The 17923-nt window shown below is 60.8% G+C and carries 17 protein-coding genes; 10 read left to right on the plus strand and 7 right to left on the minus strand.

Translation table 11 applies throughout. The features are described from left to right. Positions 1-10: 10 nt before the first annotated feature. The 4 genes from fabA to ACA044_RS07725 all read right to left on the minus strand — a co-directional run bounded on the left by fabA (position 11) and on the right by ACA044_RS07725 (position 5728). Positions 11-526 (minus strand): 3-hydroxyacyl-[acyl-carrier-protein] dehydratase FabA, encoded by a 516-nt coding sequence (gene fabA / locus ACA044_RS07710; protein WP_476214684.1) that lies wholly within the window; start codon positions 524-526, stop codon positions 11-13. 246 nt (positions 527-772) lie between these two features. Beyond that, complete coding sequence (locus ACA044_RS07715; protein WP_497445831.1) at positions 773-2674, minus strand: ATP-binding protein; 1902 nt, start codon at positions 2672-2674, stop codon at positions 773-775. Further along, positions 2671-3603: an ABC transporter substrate-binding protein gene (locus ACA044_RS07720; RefSeq protein WP_497445832.1), complete on the minus strand. Its 933-nt coding sequence runs from the start codon at positions 3601-3603 to the stop codon at positions 2671-2673. Before ACA044_RS07720 ends, ACA044_RS07715 begins: the two co-directional genes overlap by 4 nt. A 1-nt stretch (position 3604) precedes the next feature. Next, complete coding sequence (locus tag ACA044_RS07725; protein WP_497445833.1) at positions 3605-5728, minus strand: TonB-dependent receptor plug domain-containing protein; 2124 nt, start codon at positions 5726-5728, stop codon at positions 3605-3607. 196 nt (positions 5729-5924) lie between these two features. Between ACA044_RS07725 and ACA044_RS07730 the strand changes: the two genes are divergently transcribed. The 10 genes from ACA044_RS07730 (at position 5925) to ACA044_RS07775 (ending at position 14769) form a co-directional block, all read left to right on the plus strand. Further along, the gene (locus tag ACA044_RS07730) at positions 5925-6950 is read left to right on the plus strand and encodes an NAD(P)H-dependent glycerol-3-phosphate dehydrogenase (RefSeq protein ID WP_497445834.1); all 1026 of its coding nucleotides are present in this window, start codon (positions 5925-5927) and stop codon (positions 6948-6950) included. A 35-nt stretch (positions 6951-6985) separates the two neighbouring features. Next, the gene (locus tag ACA044_RS07735) at positions 6986-7333 is read left to right on the plus strand and encodes a DUF4389 domain-containing protein (RefSeq protein ID WP_497445835.1); all 348 of its coding nucleotides are present in this window, start codon (positions 6986-6988) and stop codon (positions 7331-7333) included. Then, on the plus strand, positions 7330-7782 hold the full coding sequence (gene sixA / locus ACA044_RS07740; protein ID WP_497445836.1) for a phosphohistidine phosphatase SixA: 453 nt from the start codon (positions 7330-7332) through the stop codon (positions 7780-7782). Before ACA044_RS07735 ends, sixA begins: the two co-directional genes overlap by 4 nt. A gap of 231 nt (positions 7783-8013) precedes the next feature. Continuing rightward, positions 8014-9681 carry an AMP-binding protein gene (locus ACA044_RS07745; protein ID WP_497445837.1) on the plus strand — a complete coding sequence of 556 codons (1668 nt, stop codon included), beginning with the start codon at positions 8014-8016 and terminating at the stop codon, positions 9679-9681. Positions 9682-9713: 32 nt separating this feature from the next. Then, positions 9714-10157, plus strand: coding sequence for a hotdog fold thioesterase (locus ACA044_RS07750; protein WP_497445838.1), 444 nt, complete (start codon positions 9714-9716; stop codon positions 10155-10157). Positions 10158-10458: 301 nt separating this feature from the next. Beyond that, on the plus strand, positions 10459-11265 hold the full coding sequence (locus ACA044_RS07755) for an alpha/beta fold hydrolase (protein WP_497445839.1): 807 nt from the start codon (positions 10459-10461) through the stop codon (positions 11263-11265). Then, the gene (locus ACA044_RS07760; RefSeq protein ID WP_497445840.1) at positions 11262-12116 is read left to right on the plus strand and encodes an alpha/beta hydrolase; all 855 of its coding nucleotides are present in this window, start codon (positions 11262-11264) and stop codon (positions 12114-12116) included. The genes ACA044_RS07755 and ACA044_RS07760 overlap by 4 nt, the downstream gene beginning before the upstream one ends. A gap of 50 nt (positions 12117-12166) precedes the next feature. Next, a complete protein-coding gene (locus tag ACA044_RS07765) occupies positions 12167-12829 on the plus strand; it encodes a glutathione S-transferase family protein (RefSeq protein ID WP_497445841.1) in 663 nt (220 codons plus the stop codon). Positions 12830-12837: 8 nt separating this feature from the next. Next, the gene (locus ACA044_RS07770; protein WP_497445842.1) at positions 12838-13644 is read left to right on the plus strand and encodes a DUF4892 domain-containing protein; all 807 of its coding nucleotides are present in this window, start codon (positions 12838-12840) and stop codon (positions 13642-13644) included. 69 nt (positions 13645-13713) lie between these two features. After that, complete coding sequence (locus ACA044_RS07775; protein ID WP_497445843.1) at positions 13714-14769, plus strand: AI-2E family transporter; 1056 nt, start codon at positions 13714-13716, stop codon at positions 14767-14769. Between the two features lie 126 nt (positions 14770-14895). Here ACA044_RS07775 and xopAW read toward each other — a convergent pair whose 3' ends face one another. From xopAW to ACA044_RS07790, 3 genes are all read right to left on the minus strand, one after another. Then, on the minus strand, positions 14896-15747 hold the full coding sequence (gene xopAW, locus ACA044_RS07780) for a XopAW family type III secretion system calcium-binding effector (RefSeq protein ID WP_497445844.1): 852 nt from the start codon (positions 15745-15747) through the stop codon (positions 14896-14898). A 233-nt stretch (positions 15748-15980) separates the two neighbouring features. Then, on the minus strand, positions 15981-17033 hold the full coding sequence (locus ACA044_RS07785; RefSeq protein WP_497445845.1) for a sensor histidine kinase: 1053 nt from the start codon (positions 17031-17033) through the stop codon (positions 15981-15983). Continuing rightward, the gene (locus ACA044_RS07790; protein ID WP_310659789.1) at positions 17033-17791 is read right to left on the minus strand and encodes a response regulator; all 759 of its coding nucleotides are present in this window, start codon (positions 17789-17791) and stop codon (positions 17033-17035) included. Before ACA044_RS07790 ends, ACA044_RS07785 begins: the two co-directional genes overlap by 1 nt. Between the last annotated feature and the right edge of the window lie 132 nt (positions 17792-17923).

Here is a 17923-nt window from a genome sequence, read left to right on the forward strand (position 1 = left end):
CGGATAACCCTTAGAAGTTGTCAGTGGAGGTGAAAACGCCGACCCGAAGGCCTTCGGCGGTGTAGATTTCGCGACCGTCGACGGTCACGGAACCATCGGCAATGGCCAGGTTCAGCTTGCCTTTGAGGATGCGTTTGATTTGGATGTTATAGGTGACTTTCTTGGCGGTCGGCAGTACCTGGCCAAAGAATTTTACTTCGCCCGAACCCAGAGCGCGACCGCGCCCCGGCAGACCTTGCCAGCCGAGGAAGAAACCGACCAGTTGCCACATGGCATCGAGGCCCAGGCAGCCCGGCATCACCGGATCACCTTCGAAGTGGCAGGCGAAGAACCACAGGTCTGGAGTGATATCCAGCTCGGCGACCAATTCACCTTTGCCGTACTTGCCACCCTCTTCGCTGATCAGGGTGATGCGATCGACCATCAGCATGTTCGGGGCGGGCAGTTGCGCGTTACCTGGGCCAAACAGCTCACCGCGACTGCAGCGCAGCAGGTCTTCCCGAGTAAAGGCGTTTTGTTTGGTCATGCGAGCTCCTCAATAGTCCATGCGGCAGGGTGGGGCGAATCTCCCGGCCGATCGAAGCGTTCATGCCTCGAGTCAGCAGCCTACTCATAGACTATTGCGTTGTGGTGAAAGTCACAGCACCAAGGACATGAATGTACACTTGTGCACTGAAATTATTATTCAAGCCCCTTTTCGGGCCTGTTCGGGTGCCTAAGACTGCCGCACTTTCGTCGTTCACGCCAGTCGCAGATAGCCGAAAGGCCTGTACTACTGCACCCATCGTTGCAGAACTTGCTGCAGATCAGTGCGTTTGAAGGGCTTGGCCAGGTAATCGTTCATTCCCGCTGACAAACAGGCTTCGCGGTCGCCCTGCAAGGCATTGGCCGTCAGGGCGATGATCGGCACGTCGGCGCAGCCGGGCAGTTGGCGTATCTGTCGGGTGGCCTCGTAGCCGTCGACGACCGGCAGTCGGCAGTCCATCAGAATCGCTTCGAAAATCAGGCTCTCGGCACTGCGCACCGCTTGTGCTCCATCGGTGACGACGCTGACAGTAAAGCCCAGACTGCGCAACATTGCTTCGACAACGGTGCGGTTGACCGGATTGTCCTCCACCAGCAGCACATTACGACCTTCGCCGTCACCGTTGCCGGTGTGTACTCGCGGCGTCAGTGCTGGCAACGCCTGTTTGTGGAGCGCCAGAGGAATTTCCAGGGTGAACACCGAGCCAATGCCTTCTTCGCTCTGAGCACGCAAGGTGCCGCCCATCCGCTCAGCCAGGGTGCGGGCAATCGGCAGCCCCAGCCCGGTGCCGCCATAACGTCTTGAGATAGAGCTGTCGGCCTGCTGGAATGCGTTGAACATCAATTCCAGGCTTTCGGCCGGGATACCGATCCCGCTGTCACGCACCGTGCAGGTGAACCACAGCAGTTCATGATCCAGGGATTGCCACTGCGGTTCGATCGTGATGTGACCCTGTTCGGTGAACTTCAACGCATTGCCGACCAGATTGACCAATATCTGCCGGATCCGCGTCGGATCGCCCTGAACCTGCAGCGCGAGCATGTCCTCGGGGATCAGCAGCTGCAGGTCGAGCCCGCGTTGCGCCGCGCTATGCTGGAACGACTGGGCGCAACTGCTGATCAAGTCCGCGAGGTTGAACGCAATGTGCTCCAGTTCCAGTTCCGAGCGCTCGATGCGGGAGAAATCGAGGATGTCGTTGATCACTTTGAGCAGGTGTTCGGTGGACTCCGAAGCCAGTGCCGCGTACTCGATCTGTTCCTCGGTCATCTGCGTGGTTTCCAGCAGTTGCAGCATGCCCAACACGCCATTCATCGGCGTGCGCAATTCGTGGCTCATCATGGCCAGGAAATCGGATTTGGCGTTGTTGGCTTTTTCCGCTTCTTCGCGGGTCTGGATCAATTGCGCCATGGCCAGGTGTTGTTCGCGGCTGGCTTGTTCAAGGCCTTGGGCAAGGTTGTTGATGTGTTGCGACAGGGCGCCCAGTTCGGTGTCGTCGACAATCGGCAGGGGCGTCTTGTAGTCACCTTCCTGGATTGCCTTGACGGCGTTGCCGATGTCGTGGATCGGTTGCGACAGGCTGCCGGCCAGGCGCCGAGCCAGCAAAAAAGTAAACAACAGCGCGAACAACGCCAGGATCCCGGCCTTGAAGAGGATTTCCTGCTGGCGCTGGTTGAAGGCGTCATTGGACAGGCCGACGATCACCCGGCCCAGATAGTCCTCGCCAGGTGCACTGGCGGCGGTACGGCTGTTCTGGAAGAAGTCATTGTTGAGCGCGATGCGTTGCAGTCGCACCGGTGCCTGGAATACTTCGACCTGGTGCGAGCGGTTGTGGGTGTGCGACGGTTGTTCGACGTACACCAGAATCCGGTTGGTGCTGTCCTGTACTTCCAGAAAGCGCACATTGGGCGTGGCCAGGGTGGCCTTGAGCAAACTTTCGAGTACGTCGTTATTGCCCGAGATCACCCCGTACTCGGTGGCCGGCGCCAGCTGGTTGGCGATCAGCTGGCCGGTGTGATTGAGTTCCTGGCGCAGGTCCTGGATTCGCACGAAGGTGAAGAAACTGATCAGCAGCAACGTCAGCAGCAGCGCCGGGCCGAGGCTGATGATCTGGGTGCGGGTATTGATGTCCCAACCGCGACGGAAGGTCATGGGCGGCGTTCTCCTTCGGCCAGCTGTGTTGCGACAGACGCTTCATGCATCGGTTCAATACTTAATGAACGAGCCACTTGCGGGTTGCTCAAGACCTTGAAGTGTTGCGGATAAAGTGCACGCGGCCAGTTGCTCGTGGGTAGGTCGAGCAGATCGTCGAGAATCTTCAGCCAATCGCTCTGGTCGCTGTAAGTGCTGGCCAGGCTACCGGCCCTGACGAAGGCTGCGTTGGGACCGATCAGCGCCAGTTGCCGTGCATAGCTGCTGAGTAGCAGGTTTTTCACGGTTTTCGGGTTATACAGGTCAGGGTCATCCAGGCCCAGCAGCACATCACTGTTTTTCAGCAGGGCCTGCAAGGGGCGACTGTCATTGGTGTTTTCCCAACGCTCGGTGACCACTTCAAGGCCCAGGGGCAGGGCGGCCTGATGCAGTTCCTTCAAAAGAAATTCACTGTGGGTGTCGAAAAGCACGCCGACCCGCCGGGCCCCAGGCAGAACGAGTCGGGTCAGGCGCAACTGTCGATCCGGCGGCGGATCGCTCCAGAGCAGGCTGAGGTGCGGGGGCAAGTCATTGCCCAGACGTTGGTGGGCTTGTAGGCGGCTGATGCGCAGCACCAGCGTCGCCGGGCCCTGGGCGTCTTGCAGGCGCCAGTCGAGGCTGGGCAAATCGAGCAGAATCAGGCGGGTGCCGATGGGCAGTTGGCCTGGCGCCGGCAGGCTGGCGACAGGCTGGAAACGCACGCTGTCGGTGGGGCGCAGCTTGCTCAGGGCCTGGACGAAAGACTGCACGCCGGAGCTGTCCTCGGCGCCGGCCAGCAGAATGTCGGCGGCTCGTGCCGGCAGGTTGCACATCAGCCCGGTAAACACCAGGCACAACCCGGCCAGCAGGCGGCCAAGGGTTGGCGTCTTGCGTGACGGGCGATGTTGCATCTTAAAACTCCAGCTCCGCGCTGAAGTAGAGCACCCGGCGCTCGTCGTAGTTGTTGTCGACGAAGGTGGTGGGCTGATGATCGAGGCGTTGCTGGAGGACCCCGGCCAGTTCCAGATTGGCCTTGCCCAAAGCAATGCGTTTGGCGATGCGGGTATCGATTCGTTCGAAGCGATAACCGTTGAGGGCGTCGGCGCCATAGTAGAAGAGCGCGCTGTTCCAGCCGTAGCCCCAGTTTCGCAGCCAACCGGCGGAGCCGCTGTTGCGCGCCGTCTGTTGTGCATCCAGCGGGTTGCTCGCCTCGGCATCGACGTAGGCATAAGTCAGGCGCAGACGATCGGCACTGCTGACGCGCCAGTCCAGCTGGGTTTCTGTCCCGGTGAAGCGCGAGCTGTTCGAGTTGCTGGCAATGTACTGATTGTTGCGCAGCGGTTCGCTGATCATGCCGGTGATTTCGTCGTAGAACAGCTTCACGTCGACCGCCAGCCCCCACTCTGCGAAGTAGCCGTTGTAGCCCAATTCCCGGGAGCGCATGCGTTCCTGTTCGAGGTCGCCCGGACCACGGGTCTTGACGAAATAGCGGGCACTGGTCTGGCCGTAGGCACTGGGCTGCAGGTTGGTCACCTGATAACTCCAGTTGACGTTGTTCTCGAACATGTCCGGCGAGCGGATGGCTTCTGAATGCACCGCTCGCAAGCCGTGGCGCGGGTTGATCAGATAATTGACCGCCACCCGCGGAGTCAGTGAGTGGCCGGTCAATTGCGTGTCTTCGAACATCGCACCGCCCTGCAGCAGCCAGTGCTCGGTGGCGCGCCATTCGAGTTGGCCGAACGCCCGCCAGGTGGTGTCGTCAAGCGTGCCATTGAAGTAGGTTTCGGAATCTGCCCGGTCGTAACGATAGTTCATGCCGCTGACCAGCCGCAGACTGTCGGACAGGCTGAGCGTGTCTTGCAGCTCGAGGTCGTAGCGCGATTCCCGGGCGCTCTGATCAATATCGCCGCAGATGGTTTGCCGGGCGCCGTTTTGCCATTGCCTCAGTACCTGATTGCCCAGCGCGCGTTCAGCCGCAGTCCCTGCCGGTGCGCCCGAACCGGTGTAGCGTTGCATGTTGCGCGCCAGGCGTTCGGCGTAGTTCGGATTGAGTTGCCAGAGCTCGGTCAGTTCCGGGCTGAACGAGACCTCGGCATCGCAGGCACGCCAGGTCTGCTGGCGATCCCAGTGTTGCGCCGAGCCCTGAATATAAAGGCTGTGATCGGGGTTGATGTCCAGATTCCAGCGCAGTGAGCCGGCATAGTCCTTGGCGATAACGTCGGAATTGTTCCCGGCGGCGGTAATCCCTGAAAACACCGGGCGGTAGGTATAGGGCCGCTGGTTGGTCCCGTCCTTGGCATTCAGTTGCCAGTCGATGCTCTGGTTTTCATTGAGCGTCTGGCTGACGGCGAGGCTGAAACGGTTCAAGCGACGGCTGTCTCGGTAATCGGCGCTGGTGCGGTCCGAGTCGAAGCCATCGTCTTGTTGGCCGGACAACGACAGGCGCAGGTCGCCGCTGTCCCAACCCAGGCCCTGGCTGGCGTAGAAGTCGTTGATACCGCGCTGGCCACGGGTGACTTTCAGCCGCGTGCCGTGGCTGTCGACCGGTTTGCGGGTGATGATATTAACCACCGCCATCAGCGCATTCGCGCCGTAGCTGACGGTGTTCGGGCCACGGAAAACCTCGATGCGCTCGATGTCTTCCAGGGTCACCGGAATATCACTCCAGTCCACCGTGGCCAGGCCTGCGCGGTACACCGAGCGACCGTCGATCAACACTTGCATGCGCCGCGCTTCGCTGGCGTTGGTGCCGTGGTAGTTCACCGCCGCCTGATTACCGCTGATATTGCCGACCATCATCCCCGGCACCAGCCGCAGCAATTCGCTGATGTCCCGCGCGCCGCTGGCGTTGATCAGTTCGCTGTCGATCACCGTCATGCTCCCCGGCACGGCCGCCGGCGACTGCTTCAGGCGCGTCGCTGTCAGCACTTGCGGCAACGGATCGTTGTCAAGGAACAGGTCGTCGGCCAGTAATGGCGAGCTGAAGATCAGTGCCAGTACCAGCGGCGAGCGAGGATAGGGGGAGCCAAAAGACACGGCACGGCCTTGATAGCGATTAGTTGGCGCGCATGTTAACCGAGCACAACGACTTTTCCAGTCACGATGTGGGCATTTTCCTCGGTTTTCTTGGTCTTCTTCCTACAAGTGTCGGTAATTGATGCTGGGGCTGGCCGCGACCGGGCCGCTCCGTATAATGCCGGCATCGCCACTGGTATGGATTAACGGATTGCATATGACTGAACAGCGCCCAATTGCGGTCCTGGGAGGCGGAAGTTTTGGTACCGCCGTGGCTAATCTGCTGGCCGAGAATGGGCATCAGGTCCGGCTGTGGATGCGCGACCCCGAACAGGCCGAGGCCATTCGGGTCAATCGCGAGAACCCGCGTTACCTCAAAGGCATCAAGATTCTTCCGGCGGTGGAGGCGGTCACGGACCTGCAAGCCACCCTGGAGGCCTGCGACCTGTGCTTCGTCGCGCTGCCATCCAGCGCGCTGCGCTCGGTATTGGTCCCTCACGCCGAACGTTTGAGCGGCAAACTGCTGGTGAGCCTGACCAAAGGCATCGAAGCCCATACGTTCAAGCTGATGAGCGAGATCCTCGAAGAGATTGCCCCGCAAGCGCGCATCGGTGTGCTGTCTGGCCCGAATCTGGCCCGTGAAATTGCCGAACACGCGCTGACCGCCACGGTGGTCGCCAGCGAAGACGAAGCGCTTTGCCAACAGGTTCAGGAAGCGCTGCATGGCCGGACCTTTCGCGTGTATGCCAGCGCCGACCGCTTTGGCGTGGAGCTGGGTGGGGCGCTGAAAAACGTCTACGCCATCATCGCCGGCATGGCGGTGGCGATGGGCATGGGTGAAAACACCAAGAGCATGCTGATCACCCGGGCACTGGCGGAAATGACCCGCTTTGCGGTGAATCAGGGCGCCAACCCGATGACTTTCCTGGGCCTGGCGGGGGTCGGCGATTTGATCGTCACCTGCTCGTCGCCCAAAAGTCGTAACTATCAGGTCGGGTTTGCCCTCGGCCAGGGCTTGAGCCTGGAGGACGCGGTGACACGCCTGGGCGAAGTGGCCGAAGGCGTGAACACCCTCAAGGTGCTCAAGGCCAAGGCTCAGGACGTGGGCGTGTATATGCCGTTGGTCGCCGGATTGCATGCGATTCTGTTCGAAGGGCGCACGCTGAATCAGGTGATTGAGTTGTTGATGCGTGGTGAACCGAAAACCGACGTGGACTTTATCTCCACCAGTGGTTTCAACTGAGCACTTAAACGATACGAGCAGGGAGCGAGACAGACATGAACGATCCGAAACTGGAAGCCAAGTACGAATCCATCCTGCTGCGGGTGCTGTGGATGATTGTCTATGTGCTGGTCTGGCAAGTGGCGCAATTGATCCTCGGTGCAGTGGTGCTGGTGCAACTGATCTATCGTTTGATTTATGGCGCACCGAGCGCCAGCTTGATGAACTTCGGCGACAGCCTGAGCCAGTTTCTGGCGCAGATCGGTCGTTTCGGCAGCTTTCACAGCGACCAGAAGCCTTGGCCGTTCGCCGACTGGCCGACGCCGCGTACACCGGAAGGTGAAGCTCCGCACGTTGTGGCGTCAGCACCGCATCCGGCCCAAGATGAGGAACCGAAGCTATGAAACTCTGGGTATTGCGTCATGGTGAAGCCGAACCTCACGGTACTCGCCCCGACTCCGAGCGGACATTGACCGTCAAGGGGCGTGAAGAGGTGTTGCGCACTGCCGCTCAATTGATCGGCAAACCCCTCACCGCCATTTATGCCAGTCCTTTCCTGCGAGCGCAGGAGACGGCAGAAATTGTGCGTACGACGCTGGGTTTCGCGCCGGAAATTCGCACGGTCGACTGGCTCAAGCCCGACAACTATCCGCAAGCGGTGGCAGAGCAGTTGGTGTCCGTGGATCACGCACTGCTGGTCAGCCATAACCCGCTGGTCGGTAACCTGCTGGGCTATTTGCAGCATGGTCATGTGCAGGACCCGGAGAAAGTCGGCACAGCCGGGCTGGCGGAGCTTGAGGGCGACGAACTGCTGGTCGGGGCGATGAAGCTTAACGGCATCAAACACCCTTAACCGGCTTCTGCTCTGGCTGGGGCTTTGCTTCTGCTTTTGTAGGAGCGAGGCTTGCCCGCGAAGCTTTTAGCGTTTTCGAAGGCCCCTTCGCGGGCAAGCCTCGCTCCTACAAGGGCGGTGGCGTTCCGTTTTTTAAAGGCGGCGTTCTTTGGTTTTTGTATGAAATAGTCAACCAAGCACTTGCTTGGTTGACTACGCTTGCTCCAGACAAAAAATAAAGGAGCAAGTCGCATGTCTGCTGCTTTTCGTTTGCCGCTGGACGCCTTCTACGAACGTGAAGCCCGGCATCCCCGCCAGCGCTTTCTGGTCCAGCCGACAGTGGACGGCCGGGTCGAGACGCTGACCTGGGCTGACGTTGGCCACCAGGCGCGCTGTGCCGCCCACTGGCTGCGGGCTCGCGAATTGCCGCAAGGCAGCCACATCGCGTTGATCTCGAAGAACTGCGCCCACTGGATCATCGCCGACCTGGCGATCTGGATGGCCGGGCATGTCTCGGTGCCGCTTTATCCCAATCTGACCGCCGATTCCGTGGCCCAAGTGCTCGATCATTCCGAAGCCGCGCTGGCCTTCATCGGCAAGCTGGATGACTGGCCGGGCATGTCCGCCGGGGTCAGCTCCGACCTGCCAACCATCAGCCTGCCGCTGTGTCCGGCCGGCATCTTCGATTTCAGCTGGGCCGATCTGCAACGCAGCTCGCCGATTCAGGACGACCCCAAACCCGCCGCCCATCAACTGGCGACCGTTATTTACACCTCCGGCACCACGGGCCAGCCCAAAGGCGTGATGCACAGTTTCGGCACGCTGGGATTTGCCACCACCCGTGGCACGCAGTTGTTTGGCCTGAATGAGTCGGATCGCCTGCTGTCCTACCTGCCACTGTGCCACGTGGCTGAGCGGATGTTTGTCGAGCTGGCGTCGATCTACACCGGGCAGACGGTGTTTTTTGCCGAGAGCCTCGACACTTTTCTCACCGATTTAAAGCGTGCCCGGCCGACCGCGCTGTTCGGCGTGCCGCGGATCTGGACCAAATTCCAGATGGGCGTCTACAGCAAGATTGCGGCGAAACGCCTCGATTTTTTGCTCGGACTGCCCTTCATCGGCCAACGGGTAGGGCACAAAGTCCTCGCCGGGCTGGGGCTGGACGCCTTGCGCATCGCCTTGTCCGGCGCGGCGCCAGTGCCGCAGGCCTTGTTGCTCTGGTACCAAAAACTGGGGCTGGATGTGCTGGAGGTGTACGGCATGACCGAAAGCTGCGGTTATTCCCACATCGGCCTGCCCGGCCAGAACAAACCCGGCTGGATTGGCAAGCCGTGCCCGGAGGTCGACGTGCGCGTCGAGTCGTCCGGCGAAGTGCTGGTGCGCAGTGGCGCGACCATGCTCGGCTATTTCAAGGAGCCTGAGAAAACCGCCGAAGCCATCACCGAGGACGGCTTCCTGCGCACCGGTGACAAGGGCGAGGAAGACGCCGAAGGCAACCTGCGCCTGACCGGGCGCCTGAAGGAAATCTTCAAAACCAGCAAAGGCAAATACGTGGCCCCGGCCCCGATCGAAAATCGCCTGGCGGTGCATTCGCGGATCGAGCAAGTGTGCGTGGTTGGCGATGGGCTGAGCGCACCACTGGGGTTGTGCGTGCTGTCGGCGGTCGGTCAGCAGGACGCGAATGGATCGGCCCGGGCGAGTTTGCATTCAAGCCTGGAAAAACTGCTGGAGGAGGTCAACGGCGTTCTCGACAGGCATGAGCGCTTGCGTCGGCTGGTGGTGGTCAAGGACAGTTGGGCGGTGGAAAACGGCTTCCTGACACCGACCCTGAAGATCAAACGCAACATGATCGAAGCGGCTTACGGTGCACGCTTGGAGGAATGGAGCGAGCGCAGCGAAGCGGTGCTGTGGCAGGATTGAGCCACGAACAACTCCAACAAAGGAACGTAACGATGAGTCTGTGGCGCACCACTCCCAACGTCGAGCAGTTGAACGCAATCCAGAAAAACACCATCGGCGAAGTGCTGGATATTCGTTTCGAAGCCTTCGACGACGAGTCCCTGACGGCGAGTATGGTGATCGATCACCGCACTCACCAGCCTTACGGTTTACTCCACGGCGGTGCTTCGGTGGTGCTGGCCGAAACCGTCGGCTCGATGGCCAGCTTCCTGTGCATCGACACCAGCAAGTTTTATTGCGTGGGCCTGGAGATCAACGCCAACCATTTGCGCGGGCTGCGCAGTGGACGAGTGACGGCGGTGGCCAGGGCGATTCACATCGGTCGCACCACCCATGTTTGGGATATCCGTTTGAGCAGCGATGAGGGCAAGGCCAGTTGCGTGTCGCGACTGACCATGGCGGTGGTGCCGTTGGGGGAGAACCCGCCGGCGCGTTGATTCCTGATCGAGCCAAAGATTCACGGCCGACGAATTTTTGTGGCGAGGGAGCTTGCTCCCGCTGGGTCGCGAAGCGGCCCCAACCCGCAATGCACCGTTCTCTGGTCATACCGCATTCGCCGGTTTTGCGGCTGCTGCGCAGCCGAACGCGAGCAAGCTCGCTCGCCACAAGGTTTTCAGTGAATTCTGAATGGTCATAGCCCTGACCCGACTGTCATCATTCCTGTCAGTTACGGTCATTGCTGTAGGACGTTGTCTTACGGACAATCAACCTCTGTTTTTTGCACATGGATCTGCCGGTATGTCGCAACAGATATTTTTCGCCCACGCCAATGGCTTTCCTTCGGGGACCTACGGCAAGTTGTTCGCGGCGCTGGCGCCCGAGTATCAGGTGACGCATCTGGAGCAGCACGCCCATGACCCGCGTTTTCCGGCGGACGACAACTGGAACAATCTGGTGGATGAGCTGATTCATCACCTCAAGCAGCAGCCCGAGCCGGTTTGGGGCGTTGGTCACTCCTTCGGCGGCGTGCTGCATCTGCACGCCGCGTTGCGTTGCCCTGAGCTGTATCGCGGTGTGGTCATGCTCGATTCGCCGGTGCTGACCCGCGCCGATCAATGGGTGATCCGTGCCGCCAAACGATTCGGTTTCATCGATCGCCTGACCCCGGCCGGCCGTACCTTGGGACGACGGGAAGAGTTCGCCGATCTGGACGCGGCCCGCCTGTATTTCGCCGGTAAAACCCTGTTTCGTGGCTTCGATCCGGAATGCTTCGAGGCCTACCTTCAACATGGTTTGCAAAGGGTCGGCGACAAGCTGCGCCTACGTTTCGACCCGGCTACGGAAATCAGCATCTACCGCGGTGTGCCCCACACCAGCCCCGGCCGTGCACGGCAGCTCAAAGTGCCGCTGGCGGTGGTTCGCGGGCACAAGAGCCGCGTGGTGATGCGCCATCACGCCCGTTCCGTCGGGCGCATGCCTTTAGGCGAGTCCTTGACCATGCCCGGCGGCCACATGTTCCCACTCGAACGTCCACAGGACACGGCCACGCTGCTGAAGAATCTGTTCAGTCGCTGGGAAGGTCGCAGCCAACGGGATTGCGCATGAGTAGCGTCGTTGAAGAAGTTCGCCTGAGCCTGCCGCATATCGAGTTGGCGGCGCACCTGTTCGGGCCCGAGGATGGCTTGCCGGTGATCGCCTTGCACGGGTGGCTGGACAACGCCAACAGCTTTGCCCGGCTGGCGCCGAAGCTTGAGGGCTTGCGCATCATCGCGCTGGACATGGCCGGGCACGGTCACTCGGGGCATCGACCGAACGGCGCCGGTTATGCGCTGTGGGACTATGCCCACGACGTTCTGCAAGTGGCCGAGCAGTTGGGATGGAAGCGTTTTGCACTGCTGGGGCATTCCCTGGGGGCGATCGTCTCGCTGGTGCTGGCCGGATCGTTGCCGGAGCGGGTGACCCATCTGGCCTTGATCGACGGCATCATTCCTCCTACAGACAAAGGCGAAAACGCCGCCGAGCGCATGGGCATGGCCCTGCAAGCGCAGCTGGACCTGCGGGAAAAACGCAAGCCGGTCTACAGTACCCTCGACCGGGCCATCGAAGCGCGAATGAAAGGCTTGGTGGCGGTCAGTCGCGAAGCTGCCGAACTGCTGGCCCAGCGAGGCTTGATGCCGGTGCCGGGCGGTTATACCTGGCGCACCGACAACCGCCTGACGCTTCCTTCGCCGCTACGCCTGACCACCGAACAGGCGATGGCTTTCGTCCAGCGTGTCAGTTGTCCTGCCCACCTGGTGGTCGCGGCTGACGGCATGCTCGCCAAACATCCAGAGCTGCTGGAACGTCTACCCTTTAGCCGTGAACAGTTGCCTGGCGGCCATCATTTGCACCTGAATGACGAACCCGGTGCCGACCTTGTCGCAGACTGTTTCAATCGGTTCTTCGCCGTTCCTTGACTTGCGCCGGGCAACTGTCGAGGCTGGGCGGGTTGAAATGGGAGACAACCATGATAGATCTGTACACCGCTGCGACCCCGAATGGCCACAAGGTCTCTATCGTGCTCGAGGAACTCGGCCTGCCCTACACGGTGCACGCTTTGAGTTTCGACAAAAAGGAACAGAAGTCTCCGGACTTCCTCAAGATCAATCCCAATGGCCGGATTCCGGCGATTGTCGACCGCGCCAACGGCGATTTCGCCGTATTCGAATCCGGTGCGATCCTGATTTACCTCGCCGAGATGACCGGCAAGCTGCTGCCGCGGGATCCGAAAGGGCGCTCGGTGGTGTTGCAGTGGCTGATGTTCCAGATGGGCGGCGTCGGCCCGATGCAGGGCCAGGCCAACGTGTTTTTCCGCTATTTTCCGGAAAAGCTCCAGGGTGCCATCGACCGCTATCAACATGAAACCCGACGCCTGTATGAAGTGCTCGACACGCGTCTGCAAGCCGTAGAGTTTCTGGCGGGCGAGTACAGCATTGCCGATATCGCGACTTTTCCGTGGGTCCGTGGTCACGACTGGTCCGGTGTCGCGGTGGACGGCTTGCCGGCCTTGCAACGCTGGATGGCAGCCATGGAGGCGCGCCCCGCGGTGCAGCGCGGCTTGTTGGTGCCCGAGCGCATCGATGATGACGCCAGTGTCATCAAGGGTGCCCAGGCCATGTTGATTCGATGAGTCTATCCATGCGTTCACTCACTCTGATGGCGCTGTGTTGTTTCAGTCCCCTGTTGTTTGCCGCCGATATCCCGGGCAGTCAGGACCTGCCGATCATGCCGCGCATAGCCGATGCACAGATCGTCGACTATCGTCCCATGGCTGAGCTCGAACGGATCTACCCACTGGGTTCTATCCGCAAGATCAGCGGCCAGTTGCGCTTCGACGGCCAAGTCACCGCTCGGGGTCAAACCACCTCGGTCACCTACGAATTGCCACCGGAGCATTCCTCCACCGATGCCTTCACCGCCGCTCGCGAAGCCTTGCAGAAGCAGGGGGCCGAGTTGTTGTTCTGGTGCCAGGCCCGGGATTGCGGCGAAAGCAGCCTGTGGGCCAATGAAGTCTTCGGCAACGCCAAGCTGTATGGCGCCGATAATCAGCAGGCTTATTTGCTGCTGCGTTTGGCGGCCCCTCAAGACAACACACTGGTGGCGCTTTACAGCATCACTCGCGGCAATCGCAGGGCTTATCTGCACGTCGAACAGTTCGACGCCACGGCACCGCTGGGTGATTTGCTGCCGACGTCCGCGACCTTGCTGCGGCAGCTCAAAAGCACCGGAAAACTCGATTTCCCCACCCTCGATGGCGACCCTGACGACACCTGGCTGCGTTTGATTTCCCGAGGCCTGAACCTGGACACCACACTGCGCGTCAGCGTTTCCGGGCTCAATGCCGAGGCCTGGCGTCAGGCGCTGATCGGCCAGGGCGTACGGGCGGCGCGGATGGAAACCGGTAACGTCGAAGGGTCTGGGCTGCACTTCGAACTGCTGCGATAAGCTTCATCAGGCGAACGCGTTCTGCGCGTTCGCCTACTCTTTGCTGACTGACTTTTTTCAGGATCTTACATGCTCAATAACGATCGGCTGTTGGTGCAGATCCTGCTCCTGGTGCTGTTTGGCGCGAGTTTATGGGTGATGGCGCCGTTCTGGTCGGCGCTGTTCTGGGGGGCGGTGCTGGCGTTTGCCAGTTGGCCGCTGATGCGTCTGCTGACCCGTTGGCTCAATGGTCGTGAATCCCTGGCGGCGCTGTTGCTGACGCTCGGTTGGATGGTATTGGTGGCAGCGCCGCTGGTATGGCTGGGGTTCAACCTGGCGGATCATGTGCGCGATGCCACGGCGTTCATCAAGGATGTACAGGTTGATGGTCTGCCTGAAGCCCCGACCTGGCTGGGCAGTATTCCCTTGGTCGGCGAGCGGTTGGTGGGGATCTGGAACAGCATCGATCAGCAGGGCGCCGCGATGATGCTGGCGATCAAACCTTATCTGGGGCAGGTCGGTAACTGGTTGCTGGCGCGCAGTGCGCAGATTGGCGGCGGGATTCTCGAGCTGACGTTGAGTATTGTTTTCGTGTTCTTTTTCTACCGGGACGGGCCGCGGTTGGCGGTGTTTGTCCATGGGTTGCTGGAACGGCTGATTGGCGACCGCGCCGGGTATTACATCGAACTGGTGGCGGGAACGGTGCAGCGGGTGGTCAATGGGGTGATCGGTACGGCGGCGGCTCAGGCAGTACTGGCGTTGATCGGCTTCCTGATTGCCGGCGTGCCCGGGGCGTTGGTGCTGGGGATTGTGACGTTTTTGCTGAGCCTGATTCCGATGGGGCCGCCGTTGGTATGGATTCCGGCCACGGCCTGGTTGGCCTGGAAGGGGGAGTACGGGATGGCGGTGTTCCTCGGGATTTGGGGGATGTTCATCATCAGCGGGGTCGACAACGTGCTTAAGCCGTACCTGATCAGTCGGGGTGGGAATTTGCCCTTGGTGATTGTGTTGCTTGGCGTGTTTGGCGGGTTGATTGCGTTTGGGTTTATCGGTTTGTTCATCGGCCCGACGTTGCTGGCCGTGGCTTACAGCCTGCTGACCGATTGGAGCAAGAGTCAGGCTCGGGTTGAGGATCGCCGGCCCTGAGATTTTTTGTTGGGGCTTGCGGCCTTTTCGCGGGCAAGCCTCGCTCTTACAGGTCATATGCCGGACGCATTGTCCGTGCACAACATCAAACCCGTAGGAGCGAGGCTTGCCCGCGAAGCTTCTGACTTAAGTGGCCACGTTCAGGTGTTTGCCCACGGTCGCCACGTTGTCGAGCGAATACTGCTTGCTCAGGTTGGCGATCATTTTGTTCAGGGCTTCGGTCACGTTGAACTGGTCGGTGGAGCTGTCGGTGCTTTGCCCGCTACTGGCTTGCAGGGCGGCTTTCAGTTCATCGCTGCTGACGCCACCGCTGCTGTCGCTATCCAGTGCCTTGAGCAACGCGGCGCTGGTGTCGGTGCTGGTCGACGAGGTGCTGTCGCTGGCCAGGGCGCTGCTCAGTTCGGCGGCTGTGACACTGCCATCGCTGTCGGCATCGAGCTGGCTGAACAGCTCTTCGCTGGACACCTGCTGAGGTGGTGGCGGCGGTGGCGGGGTCAGGCTGGCGACAAGCTCGTCCTGGCTGACGGTGCCATCTTCGTTCTTGTCCAGGGCCGAGAAGATTTCCGCGCTGTCGGCGGTACTGCCGGCGTTGGTCAGGCCGCTGCTCAGTTCATCGCTGCTGATGGCGCCGTCACCGTCTGTGTCCAATGCGCTGATCAGCGCATCGGCCAGTTCGGTGTTTGGTGCCTGATCGCTTGGCGGTGGCGGCGGAGGGGCCATCGCGGCCATTTCTTCGCTGCTCAGGCTACCGCTGTCGTCGCTGTCCAGGTCGCTGAAGTTCTTGCTCAGGGTGACCAGCAGACCGTCGTCGGTTTTTTGCGACAGGGCGCTCTTGAGCTCCTCCTGATCCACCGCTCCGTCACTGTTGCTGTCGAGTTTGGCGAGCAGATCCTTCTGGAATTGCTGGCTGCGGGCGCTGTTGGTGGAGGTGCTGCTGGTGCTGGTATAGCTCGTGTAGTTGCTGACACTACCGATCATTGTGCTCACTCCTTGGAATGGGAAACCGGTGGGTGCACCGGCTTATGCAGCCTCAAGGGGCAAGTTGTCGTGGGTATGTGGGATTTGTATCGTTCGGTACACACAAGCATCAGGCAAGACCCGGACCCTGTGGGAGCGGGCTTGCTCGCGAAGAGGGAGTGTCAGTCGACATCAATGTTGCCTGATACACCGCTTTCGCGAGCAAGCCCGCACACATTGGATTTGTGTGTGGCTCAGAGTCGCGGCAGGCGGATGACGGCGGTCAAACCACCACCGGAGGTTTCTTCCAGGCCCAATTGCCCGCCCAAACGCTCCGCTGCTTCCTTGGCGATGGTCATGCCCAGACCGACGCCACCTGAATTGCGATTACGCGAACCTTCCAGACGAAAGAACGGTTCAAACACCGCTTCACGTTTATCCGCGGCAATACCCGGACCATGGTCGATGACCCGGATCACCAGTTCCTCGCGGCTGTCTTCAAGCGTGATCAGCGCGTCCCCGGCATAACGCAGGGCGTTATCCAGCAGGTTGTTGATGCACGAACGCAAGGCCATCGGCTGAACCTGCAACGGAGCGCAATGGCCGCTGGCCTGGACGTTGGCGCCCTGGTCCTGGGCGTTTTCGCTCAGGGACTCCACCAGCGCCTGCACGTCCATCCATTGTGGCGCCTCGCTGGTGCGCTGCTCGTGCAGGTAGGTGAGGGTGGAATCGAGCATGCTGATCATGTCGTCCAGGTCCTGACGCATCTGACCTTGCAGCTTGTCGTCGTCGATCTGTTCCAGCCGCAGCTTGAGCCGCGACAGCGGTGTGCGCAGGTCATGGGACACCGCGCCAAGCATCCGCGAGCGCTGCTGCACTTGTTGAAGAATGCGTTGCTGCATCAGATTGAACGTGTGCGCCGCTTGCCGCGCTTCCCGTGGGCCAGACTCATCCAGCGGCGGGCTGTCGAGATTTTCACTCAGGCGCTCGGCGGCGTCGCTCAGGCGCTGAATCGGGCGGGTCAATAGCTTGGCGCCGTACCAGGCAGCGATGATCAGCGAGACAAACTGAAAGGTCAGCGGCACCAGTGGCCCGCCGAACCACGGCCGCGGCGGCCGGACGTCGAAGCGCGGGTCCATCGGTGGGCGTTGTCCGTCGAAGCGTTCGGAAAACTCCGGCGGCGGAGGAGGGGGAGGCGGTGGACCGTAATACTTGAACCAGAAGAACGCCAACAGGTGCGCCAGTACGATCGCCAGCAGCAGCACGCCAAACAGGCGGCCGAACAGCGTATCGAAGCGTGCACGCATCAGCCGATGTCTCGTGCGTCGAACAGATAACCCTCGCCACGAACGGTCTTGATCAGCTGTGGGGCTTTCGGGTCGTCGCCCAGTTTTTGGCGCAGGCGCGACACCAGCAAATCGATGCTGCGATCAAAGGCTTCGATCGAGCGACCACGGGCGGCGTCCAGCAGTTGTTCGCGGCTGAGTACCCGGCGCGGACGTTCGATGAACACCCAAAGCAAACGGAATTCGGCATTGGACAGCGGCACCACCAGACCATCAGCGGCAATCAGCTGGCGCAGTACGCTGTTCAGGCGCCAGTTGTCGAAGCGAATATTTGCACGCTGTTCGGTACGGTCGTCGCGCACCCGACGCAGAATGGTCTGAATCCGTGCGACCAGTTCCCGTGGCTCGAACGGCTTGGCCATGTAGTCGTCGGCGCCCAGTTCCAGACCGATAATCCGGTCGGTGGGTTCGCAGCGGGCGGTGAGCATCAGGATCGGGATGTCCGATTCGGCGCGCAACCAGCGGCACAGCGACAAACCGTCTTCGCCGGGCAGCATCAGGTCGAGCACCACCACGTCGAAATGCTCGGCTTGCAGCACCTGACGCATGGCAGCGCCATCGGTGACGCCGCTGGCGTGGATACTGAACCGGGCCAGGTAGTCGATCATCAGTTCGCGGATCGGGACGTCATCGTCGACGATCAGGGCGCGAATGCTCCAGCGTTTATCGTCAGCCGGCGCTTTTTGATCGTCGTTCAGAGGTGCTGGGGAGTTGTGCATGCGTGCGTTCATCTGCCAGATAGGCTGCCAACCACAAAGATAGGCTGCGAGGTTGTGGCTTCAGCATAGGCGTCCGGCCGTGAGGCGGGAAGTGCTGTAGGACCTGTTGCGGCTGCCGAGGGTAGCGTTGAA

Source organism: Pseudomonas sp. LBUM1673 (genome assembly GCF_059695645.1).

What these genes read in the sequence shown, in the direction of transcription:
- fabA (WP_476214684.1), bottom strand. Translation starts at nt 526, where the DNA reads ATGACCAAACAAAACGCCTTTACTCGGGAAGACCTGCTGCGCTGCAGT.
- ACA044_RS07715 (WP_497445831.1), bottom strand. Translation starts at nt 2,674, where the DNA reads ATGACCTTCCGTCGCGGTTGGGACATCAATACCCGCACCCAGATCATC.
- ACA044_RS07720 (WP_497445832.1), bottom strand. Translation starts at nt 3,603, where the DNA reads ATGCAACATCGCCCGTCACGCAAGACGCCAACCCTTGGCCGCCTGCTG.
- ACA044_RS07730 (WP_497445834.1), top strand. Translation starts at nt 5,925, where the DNA reads ATGACTGAACAGCGCCCAATTGCGGTCCTGGGAGGCGGAAGTTTTGGT.
- ACA044_RS07735 (WP_497445835.1), top strand. Translation starts at nt 6,986, where the DNA reads ATGAACGATCCGAAACTGGAAGCCAAGTACGAATCCATCCTGCTGCGG.
- sixA (WP_497445836.1), top strand. Translation starts at nt 7,330, where the DNA reads ATGAAACTCTGGGTATTGCGTCATGGTGAAGCCGAACCTCACGGTACT.
- ACA044_RS07745 (WP_497445837.1), top strand. Translation starts at nt 8,014, where the DNA reads ATGTCTGCTGCTTTTCGTTTGCCGCTGGACGCCTTCTACGAACGTGAA.
- ACA044_RS07750 (WP_497445838.1), top strand. Translation starts at nt 9,714, where the DNA reads ATGAGTCTGTGGCGCACCACTCCCAACGTCGAGCAGTTGAACGCAATC.
- ACA044_RS07755 (WP_497445839.1), top strand. Translation starts at nt 10,459, where the DNA reads ATGTCGCAACAGATATTTTTCGCCCACGCCAATGGCTTTCCTTCGGGG.
- ACA044_RS07760 (WP_497445840.1), top strand. Translation starts at nt 11,262, where the DNA reads ATGAGTAGCGTCGTTGAAGAAGTTCGCCTGAGCCTGCCGCATATCGAG.
- ACA044_RS07765 (WP_497445841.1), top strand. Translation starts at nt 12,167, where the DNA reads ATGATAGATCTGTACACCGCTGCGACCCCGAATGGCCACAAGGTCTCT.
- ACA044_RS07770 (WP_497445842.1), top strand. Translation starts at nt 12,838, where the DNA reads ATGCGTTCACTCACTCTGATGGCGCTGTGTTGTTTCAGTCCCCTGTTG.
- ACA044_RS07775 (WP_497445843.1), top strand. Translation starts at nt 13,714, where the DNA reads ATGCTCAATAACGATCGGCTGTTGGTGCAGATCCTGCTCCTGGTGCTG.
- xopAW (WP_497445844.1), bottom strand. Translation starts at nt 15,747, where the DNA reads ATGATCGGTAGTGTCAGCAACTACACGAGCTATACCAGCACCAGCAGC.
- ACA044_RS07785 (WP_497445845.1), bottom strand. Translation starts at nt 17,033, where the DNA reads ATGCGTGCACGCTTCGATACGCTGTTCGGCCGCCTGTTTGGCGTGCTG.
- ACA044_RS07790 (WP_310659789.1), bottom strand. Translation starts at nt 17,791, where the DNA reads ATGCACAACTCCCCAGCACCTCTGAACGACGATCAAAAAGCGCCGGCT.